This window comes from Pseudomonas sp. (genome assembly GCF_035277045.1).
Classification (GTDB): domain Bacteria; phylum Pseudomonadota; class Gammaproteobacteria; order Pseudomonadales; family Pseudomonadaceae; genus Aquipseudomonas.
The window spans coordinates 1-8,072 of sequence record NZ_DATELE010000116.1; the positions used below are offsets into that span (position 1 = coordinate 1).

The window sequence follows — 8,072 nt, forward strand, 5'->3', positions numbered from 1 at the left end:
AGAGCCCACGCAAGCGCGGATCGTTGCGGATCTCGGTGGTCAGGCGATAACCGTCCATCTCGGGCATTTCGGCGTCGGTGAAGACCATCAGCAGCTTTTCGCAGACGTCCTCACCCGCGTCCGCCCAGCTCTTGAGCAGGCGAAGGGCCTTCAGGCCATCACTGGCCACATGCATCTTCACGCCGATCTGCGAGAGCGTGTCGCGCAACTGCGCCAGCGCCACGCTCGAGTCATCCACCAGCAACACCTCGCGGCCGCGGGCGCGCGCCAGCACCGGATCTTCCAGCTTGTCGCGCGAGACCTTGGCGCTGTAGGGCACGATCTCGGCCAGCACCTTCTCGACGTCGATGATCTCGACCAGTTGTTCGTCGATCTTGCTGATCGCGGTCAGGTAGTGCTGCCGCCCAGCGCTGGTCGGCGGCGGCATGATCGCTTCCCAGTTGAGGTTGACGATGCGGTCGACCCCGCCCACCAGAAACGCCTGCACCGAGCGGTTGTACTCGGTAACGATGATGGTGCTGCCAGGGCCAGGTTGCAGCGCACGCATGCCGATGGCCTGGGACAGGTCGATCACCGGCAGCGTCTGCCCGCGCAGGTTGACCACGCCGCAGACGAATGGGTGACGCTGCGGCATCAGGGTCAGCTTGGGCAACTGCAGAACCTCTTGCACCTTGAACACGTTGATCGCGAACAGCTGGCGGCCGGCCAGGCGGAACATGAGGATTTCCAGGCGGTTTTCCCCCACCAGCTGCGTTCGTTGGTCTACCGCGTCAAGAATGCCAGCCATTGAAAAACCCCAGGACTTGTCAGAAAAAAAGAATATGCAGGTCCTGTATCGGCCGCCTCGGACACAGCTTGACCCCAATGGCCAAGATCGTCAGCCAGGCATCACGCCCCGGCCAGCGCACCGAGCAACGGCGAGCCGGGCGGCAGGTGCAGCCGCAGCCCACCGGGCACCGCCTCGAAGCGCAGGCTGTCACCCTGCAGCGGTTCGCCATCAAGGTTGATGTCGAGCCCTTTCGCGCTGCGGATCTCGACCCACGGCAGCCGGGCCCGCACGAACAGGCCGTCGCCGGCCAGCAGGTCACGCAGCGCACCGACCACCTCCTGCGGCGCTGGCAGGATGCTGATGTCGAGCAAGCCGTCGTCGACCCGCGCTTCAGGACACAGGACATGGCCGCCGCCCGCCTGGCGCCCGTTGCCGATACCTAGCGCGAGCAGGTCGCCCTGCCACTGGAAATCCGGGCCATGCAGCTCCACCGAGGCCGCCTGCAGTTCGCTGAACCGCGACAGGCCGGTGAACAGGTAGGCCGCGCCGCCCAGCACCTTTTTCAGGTCCTCCGAGGTATTGGCCGTCACCTGGGTGCCGAAGCCCCCCGTGGCCATGTTCAGGAACAGCTGGTCGCCGACCCGCCCCAGGTCCACCGGCCGCGCGGGCGTGTCGAGCAACAGCAGGGCAGCCAGTGGCTCGAGCGGCACACCGGCGGCCTTGGCAAAGTCGTTGGCCGTGCCTAGCGGCAGCAGCACCAGGCTGGCCGACGTTCCGGCCAGGCCCATGGCTTCGGCGACGTCCCGTAACGTGCCGTCACCACCCCCCGCGACGATATGCGTGTAACCCGCCACCAATGCCTCGCCGACCAGCCGTTGGGCATCGCCACCCTCCCACGTCACGCGCACATCCAGTGCCCATCCGAGCTCTCGCACGGTGCCCACCGCGGCACGCACATCCTCGTTCAGTGCCTGCTTGCCATGCAGGATCAGCATTGCCTTGCGCTCGTGCATCACCGCCTCCAGAAATGAGTTCGTTCGCCATCTCGACCATCACGGTAGAAGGTTTGCTGCATGGCGGCGAAAAATACTTGGCAGGCTGAAGAGGCGCGCCGCAGACCGCATGACTAACGGACAATGAATACCTGGGCGAAGCGCGCCGCCTGCGCTTTACTGAGAACTATGGGCGCGCCACGCCAAGCCTTGTCGGCTGCACGTCGCCCGCTCCCTGCCATTCGTCGTCACGCCCGCCTGACAGGGAGGAGGGGTTCATGCGCATACTCTGGACACTGCCCTACCTGCCTTGGCCCACCACCAGCGGCAGCAAGACCCGCCAGTACCATCTCATACGCGCCCTGGCGCAAAGGGGCCACCGCATCACCCTGCTGGTGCAGTCCAAGGTGCCGTTGAGCGACACCGCCCGCGAGGCACTCGAACCCTGGCTCGAACGGCTGATCGTGTTGCCCCGGCGCGCCTTGCACAGCCCGTTGAACCTGCTGGCCTCGCTGATCATCGACTACCCAATGCGCGTGACCATCAACGGGCTGGCGCCGCGCCTGCGCCAACAGTTCGAGCAATTGCTGGACGAACCCTGGGACGTCATCCAGATCGAGCACAGCTACAGCTTCCAGCCGTATGAAAAGGCCCTGCAGGCCCGCGTCGTGCCTTACCTGCTCAGCGAGCACACCCTGGAGTCATCCGGTGATGCCGCCTGCCATACGCGCCTGCCATTGTGGCTGCGCCCGATCAATGCCTTCGACCGCTGGCGTCATCGGCGCTGGGAGCAGCGCGTGCTGCGCCAGCCCAGCGAGGTGGTGACGGTCAGCACCCTGGATGCCGAGCGGATACACAGGGCCAGTGGGCGCGAGGTGCATGTCGTGGTCGATGGCGTCGATTGCGCCTACTACGAGCAGGTGCAGCCTGCCCTGCACAGCCAGCGCCTGCTGTTTGTCGGCAACTTCGAGTACGGCACCAACCTTGAGGCCATCGAATGGGCCCTGGACGAGATTCTGCCGCAGGTGTGGATGAGCAACCCTGCCGTGCGCCTGGCCATCGCCGGCCACGCCTTGCCCTCGGGCTGGAAAATGCGCTGGAACGATCCACGCATCGAATGGATCGGCTACCGGCCCGACCTGCGCGAGCTACAACGACGCTCGGCGGTGTTTTTCGCGCCCCTGAAGTACAGCGGTGGCTCCAAGGTGAAGATCCTCGAAGCCATGGCCGCCGGGCTGCCGGTGATCACCACCGGCAAGGGCGTCTCGGGACTGCAGGTCAACAACGGTGAGCACTACCTGGGCAGCAACGACGGCGATCAGCTCGCCCTGCAGATCACCCAACTGCTCAACCAGCCGTGGCGCATGTCACAGCTGTCCCAGGCCGGGCGCGAGTTCGTCCGGCAGCACCACGACTGGAGCGTGGCGGCACAGGAGCTCGAAAGTGTCTACCTGCGCCTCAGGCAACAGCTCACCCCGGACGAAGCCATCCCGATCGGCGCGCTGCTCGGCCGCTCAGCCAAGTAGCTCGCTCAAGGGAATGAACTGCACGCTGTCGCCGCAGTGTGGGGTCTGCCCTTCCCTGACTTCCACCAGCCCCTCGGCCCAGGCGGCACTGCGCAGCACGCCCGAACTCTGGTTCTTGTAGATGCGTGCCTGGCCCTGTTCGATACGCCCGCGCAGGTACTCGCGGCGGGTGCCTGCCTTGGGCCAGTCGAAGCCCGCGGGCACGCTGAACTGCAAGGGCGTGACGGCCTGGACGCCCTGGCGGCGCAGCAGGTAAGGCCGGGTCAGCAGCCCGAAGGTGACCAGGGTCGATGCCGGGTTGCCTGGCAGGCCGATCACCGGCACGCCGCGGTAGTGGCCGAAGGTGAGTGGTTTGCCCGGCTTGATCGCCAGCTTCCACAAGGCCAGTTCACCGGCCTCGCGCAGGGCGATGCCAAGGTAGTCCGCCTCCCCCACCGAGACGCCGCCCGTGGAGAGGATCAGGTCGACATCACCCAGCCCGGCCAGGCACTGGCGGGTCAGTTCCAGGTCATCGGCGAGAATGCCCACGTCGACCACTTCGCAGCCAAGGCGCTGCAACCAGCTGGCCAGCAGGCGGCGATTGCTGTTGTAGATCTGCCCCGGGCCCAGGGGCAGGCCAGGCTCGACCAGCTCATCGCCGGTCGACAGCACCGCCACGCGAACCCGGCGCACCACCTCAAGCCGCGCGCAGCCCAGCGACGCGGCCAGGCCCAGCTCGATCGGGCCCAACCGCGTGCCTTTGTCGAGAACGGTTTCGCCGGCGCGGGTTTCCTGGCCTTGCGGCCTGACGTTCTGGCCGACCTTCAACGGGGCGAGAAACCGCACCCGCTGGTCGGCCAGCACCTCGGCGTTCTCCTGCATCTCCACGCAGTCAGCGCCCTCGGGGAGCGGCGCGCCGGTGAAGATCCGCGCGCAGGTACCCGGTTGCAAAGGTGCTGGCGCGTGGCCCGCGAAAATACGCTGGCTGACCGGCAAGGGCTCGCCCTGCCAGTCGGACAGGCGCATTGCGTAGCCGTCCATGGCGCTGTTGGGCCATGGCGGCAGGTCGAGGCCTGCCACCAGCGCCATGGCCAGCACCCGGCCCTCGGCATCGGCCAGCGGTACCTGCTCGGTGCCCTCGATCGGCGCGGCATCGGCCAGCGCCAGCAAGCGCTCGAGGGCTTGCTCGACCGGCATCAACGGCCGGCTCGCGTCCGGCTCAGCCACGGCTTTCACACGGCGCGGCCTGCTTGAGGTGAGCGACAAAGTTGCACGGCCGGTGACGAACATCGAGCTGCTCGGCCAGGATGCCATCCCAGCCGGTGCGCACGGCGTTGGTCGAACCCGGCAGGCAGCACACCAGGGTACCGTTGGCCAGACCCGCCAGGGCACGTGACTGGACCGTGGAGGTGCCGATATCGGCCACGGAAATCTGCCGGAACAGCTCGCCGAAGCCATCGACCTGCTTGTCCAGCAGGCAGGCAACAGCCTCGGGCGTGCTGTCCCGCCCCGTGAAGCCGGTGCCGCCGGTGATCAACACCACCTGAACCTGCTCGTCGGCGATCCAGGTGGCGACCTGGGCGCGGATCTTGTAGAGGTCGTCCTTGAGCAGCACCCGCGCGGCCAGCGCATGGCCGGCGGCGCCCAGGCGGTCGACGAACATCTGCCCTGAGGTGTCGTTGTCCAGGGTGCGGGTATCGCTGACCGTCAGCACGGCGATGTTCAGCGCGACGAAAGGTACATCTGCCTTGGCTTTCATGGGAGAGCGTGGGTCCATTGCAGGGGAGGAATGCCCGCTTTTATATCACAGGCCGGCGGGCGACTGGCTCGGCCGGCCCTGGCATTGCCCTGGGTCAAGGTCTGGCCGGCGTCGCCATGCTGCACTGGCAGACGGAACTTGCGATGACCCCCTGCGTCATACAGACAACTGGCACCATCGAACTGGAGAAAGATGATGAATCAACGGACCCTTCCCGCTTTCATGCTCGCCCTGGGCCTTGCAGCCCTTGCCGGCTGCGCCTCGCCTACCGTCATAACACTCAACGACGGCCGCGAGATCCAGGCGGTGGACAAGCCGGATTTCGATGATGACTCCGGCTTCTATGAAATCGAGCAGCTCGACGGCAAGCGCACCCGCATCAACAAGGACCAGATCCGCACCGTCAAGGAGCTGTGATCTGGCGACGAGCGCCTCATGCGGGGGCTTGTCGGCAAATAAAAGGATCGGGTAGGATTTTGGCTATCGGAGTGTAGCGCAGCCAGGTAGCGCGTCTCGTTCGGGACGAGAAGGCCGCAGGTTCGAATCCTGTCTCTCCGACCAGATCCCCTTGATTCGAAAAGCCCGCCATTGCGCGGGCTTTTTCATGAGACATTGCCAGCGCTCAGGCACTCAGCCGCGAGGTGACCTCTCCCAGCTGTCCCGAGAGCCCATGCAGGCGCTGCCCGGCCTGCTCGGTGTGCTGCACGGCCTGCTGGTTGGACGTCGCGATGCGGGTAATCTCCACCAGGTTGCGGGAAATATCCTCGGCCACGCTGGTCTGCTCCTCGGCCGCCGTGGCGATCTGCCGGTTCATGTCGCGGATGGCCTCCACCGCCGTGGTGATGCGCTGCAGCATCTGCCCTGCATGCTGGACCTGCTCGGCGCCCTCCTCGCTGCGCTGCTGCCCGCTTTCAATCGCCTTGACGGCGTCGAGCGCCCCGGACTGGACCGCCTCGATGATCTGGTTGATCTAGGCGATCGACGCCGCTGTGCGCTGGGCCAGGCTGCGCACTTCATCGGCGACCACGGCGAACCCTCGGCCGGCCTCCCCGGCACGCGCCGCTTCGATGGCAGCATTGAGGGCGAGCAGGTTGGTCTGCTCGGCAATGCCGCGAATCACTTCGAGCACCTTGCCAATACGCGTGCTGTCGCTTTCCAGGTGGCGGATCACCGCGGCCGTCCCGGCGATCTCGCGGTTGACCTGGGCGATTGTGTCGATGGTGGACTGCATGACCTGTTCGCCCGCCTGGGCGCTGTGGTCGGCGTCGTCCGCCGCGCGCGCGGCCTCGGCGGCGTGGCGGGCGACCTCCTGGGCGGTGGCGGACATCTCGTGCATGGCCGTGGCCACCTGGTCGGTGCGCTGGAACTGATCGTCCGTGCCCCGGGCCATGTCACCGGCAATGCTGCGCAACTGCCCGCTGGCGCTTTCCAGTTCGACCGCGTTGTCCTTGAGGCGGCCGATGCTCTCGGCGAGAAAATCGCGCAGGGTATTGGCCGCCATGGCCAGCCGCCCCAGTTCGTCCTCGCGGCGATTCTCCACGCGCGCCACAAAGCGCCCCTGGCTCAGTTGCGCCACATAGTCGATCAACTGGCGGATCGGCTCGATCAGGCTGCGGTTGACCAGCCAAAGGCTGAACAGCCCCACCAGCAGCGCCGAGGCGAGCATCACCAGCAGCCCTAGCCAGACGGTCCGCTCGGCCCCGCTACTGATCCGGGCAGCGCGCTCGCGGGCGTCCACCCGCAGTTGCTCGACCAGCGCGCTCATCTGCTCGCTGGCGGCGCGGTCGACGCCTTTCACGGCCAGGTCGCCCGCCGCAGGGTCGGCCCCTGCGGCGAGAAACGCCTCGCGGCCCCGCGCATAGGCCTGCCCCAGCTGCCGGTGGGTGTCACGCAGCTCCTGCAGGCGGGCCTTGAGCGCGGGCTCACCGCTGTCGATCAGCTCCCCAAGCAGGGCCTGGACCTGCTGCTCGCGCGCCTGGAACTGCTGCCAGTACTTGTCCAGCTCGGCCGGCTGACGACCGCGCAGCAGCACGTTCTTCCACTCCTGGACCTGGACCTTGAACTGCAGGTTGGCTTCGTCGATCAACTGCGACGCCCGCAACGGCCCATCGACCAGGTCGGCGTAGCCCCGCACGCTGGAGGACAGAAACTGAAAGCACACCAGCGCGATCAGCAGCATGGCGGCCAGGCTGCCCGCCAGCAGCGCGAGGATTTGAAGTCTCAGGGATTTACGCAACATCACAGCTCTCGGAACAAGGATAGGGGAGCAGCGCCCCAGGCGCCGATCGGCAAAGACATCCTTGTCCTGGTTCGCTGGCGTCCAGGACAGACCAAAAAAAAGCTGCCATCGCAAGGTGGCAGCCGAGTTTCGAGCGTCTCGCAACAGCTGAGGGAGATAGTCTCAGGGCATTGCTACAAAAATGTGACAAGGGGTTTCATACAGGCCACCCGCTAGGCCGTGGCGCCAAACTGCAAGGCAGCCAGGCGCGCATACAGCGCGCTCTGTTCGATCAGTTGCCGATGGGTGCCCACCGCCACCACGCGCCCCTGCTCGATCACCGCGATGCGCTCGGCGTGCTGCACCGTGGCCAGGCGGTGGGCGATCACCAGGGTGGTGCGCCCCGCCATGAGCGTCGGCAGGGCCTGCTGGATCAGGTGCTCGCTCTGGGCATCCAGGGCGCTGGTGGCCTCGTCGAGCAACAGGATGGGCGCATCCACCAGCAGCGCGCGGGCAATGGCCAGGCGCTGCCGCTGGCCGCCAGAGAGCCCGATGCCGCCCTCCCCGAGCAGGGTCTGATAGCCCTGAGGCAGTTGCTGGATGAACTCATGGGCATGGGCACCACGCGCCGCCGCCTCGACGTCCGCCCAGCTGGCATCGGGGCGGCCGTAGCGGATATTGGCTTCCACCGTGCCGCGAAACAGGGCCGGGTTCTGCGCCACCAGCGCGAACTGGCGGCGCAGCTCGGCGGGATCGAGATCGGTCAGCGTCAGGCCATCGAGCAGGATGCGGCCTTGCTGCGGATCATGAAAACGCAGCAACAGGTCGA

The 8,072-nt window shown here is 66.6% G+C and carries 7 protein-coding genes, 1 tRNA gene and 1 pseudogene; 3 read left to right on the top strand and 6 right to left on the bottom strand.

What is annotated here, in order from left to right:
* Both VJS90_RS05130 and yegS read right to left on the bottom strand, forming a co-directional pair.
* Positions 1-787 (bottom strand): chemotaxis protein (locus tag VJS90_RS05130; RefSeq protein WP_324119690.1); only part of this gene is annotated, 787 nt, incomplete at its 3' end.
* 101 nt (positions 788-888) lie between these two features.
* Positions 889-1,782: a lipid kinase YegS gene (yegS, locus tag VJS90_RS05135; protein WP_324119692.1), complete on the bottom strand. Its 894-nt coding sequence runs from the start codon at positions 1,780-1,782 to the stop codon at positions 889-891.
* A gap of 257 nt (positions 1,783-2,039) precedes the next feature.
* Here yegS and VJS90_RS05140 point away from each other — a divergent pair, with 257 nt between their 5' ends.
* A complete protein-coding gene (locus tag VJS90_RS05140) occupies positions 2,040-3,287 on the top strand; it encodes a glycosyltransferase family 4 protein (protein ID WP_324119694.1) in 1,248 nt (415 codons plus the stop codon).
* Here VJS90_RS05140 and glp read toward each other — a convergent pair.
* Together glp and moaB are read right to left on the bottom strand one after the other, a co-directional pair.
* A complete protein-coding gene (gene glp / locus VJS90_RS05145; protein WP_324119701.1) occupies positions 3,276-4,463 on the bottom strand; it encodes a gephyrin-like molybdotransferase Glp in 1,188 nt (395 codons plus the stop codon). The two genes, VJS90_RS05140 and glp, sit on opposite strands and share 12 nt — an antisense overlap.
* Positions 4,464-4,485: 22 nt before the next feature.
* Positions 4,486-5,025, bottom strand: a complete 540-nt coding sequence (gene moaB / locus VJS90_RS05150; RefSeq protein WP_324119696.1) for a molybdenum cofactor biosynthesis protein B — start codon at positions 5,023-5,025, stop codon at positions 4,486-4,488.
* Between the two features lie 195 nt (positions 5,026-5,220).
* On the opposite strand from moaB, the gene VJS90_RS05155 reads away from it, so the two are divergent.
* Positions 5,221-5,442: a YgdI/YgdR family lipoprotein gene (locus VJS90_RS05155; RefSeq protein ID WP_324119697.1), complete on the top strand. Its 222-nt coding sequence runs from the start codon at positions 5,221-5,223 to the stop codon at positions 5,440-5,442.
* A 67-nt stretch (positions 5,443-5,509) separates the two neighbouring features.
* Positions 5,510-5,586, top strand: a tRNA-Pro gene (locus tag VJS90_RS05160).
* 61 nt (positions 5,587-5,647) lie between these two features.
* Here VJS90_RS05160 and VJS90_RS05165 read toward each other — a convergent pair.
* Positions 5,648-7,264 (bottom strand): annotated as a pseudogene (locus tag VJS90_RS05165) (methyl-accepting chemotaxis protein).
* 212 nt (positions 7,265-7,476) lie between these two features.
* The coding region (locus tag VJS90_RS05170; RefSeq protein ID WP_324119699.1) for an ATP-binding cassette domain-containing protein at positions 7,477-8,072 on the bottom strand (596 nt) is incomplete at its 5' end.

Coding starts and splice junctions, on each gene's coding strand:
- yegS (WP_324119692.1), bottom strand. CDS start 1,782: ATGCACGAGCGCAAGGCAATGCTGATCCTGCATGGCAAGCAGGCACTG.
- VJS90_RS05155 (WP_324119697.1), top strand. CDS start 5,221: ATGAATCAACGGACCCTTCCCGCTTTCATGCTCGCCCTGGGCCTTGCA.
- VJS90_RS05140 (WP_324119694.1), top strand. CDS start 2,040: ATGCGCATACTCTGGACACTGCCCTACCTGCCTTGGCCCACCACCAGC.
- moaB (WP_324119696.1), bottom strand. CDS start 5,025: ATGAAAGCCAAGGCAGATGTACCTTTCGTCGCGCTGAACATCGCCGTG.
- glp (WP_324119701.1), bottom strand. CDS start 4,463: ATGCCGGTCGAGCAAGCCCTCGAGCGCTTGCTGGCGCTGGCCGATGCC.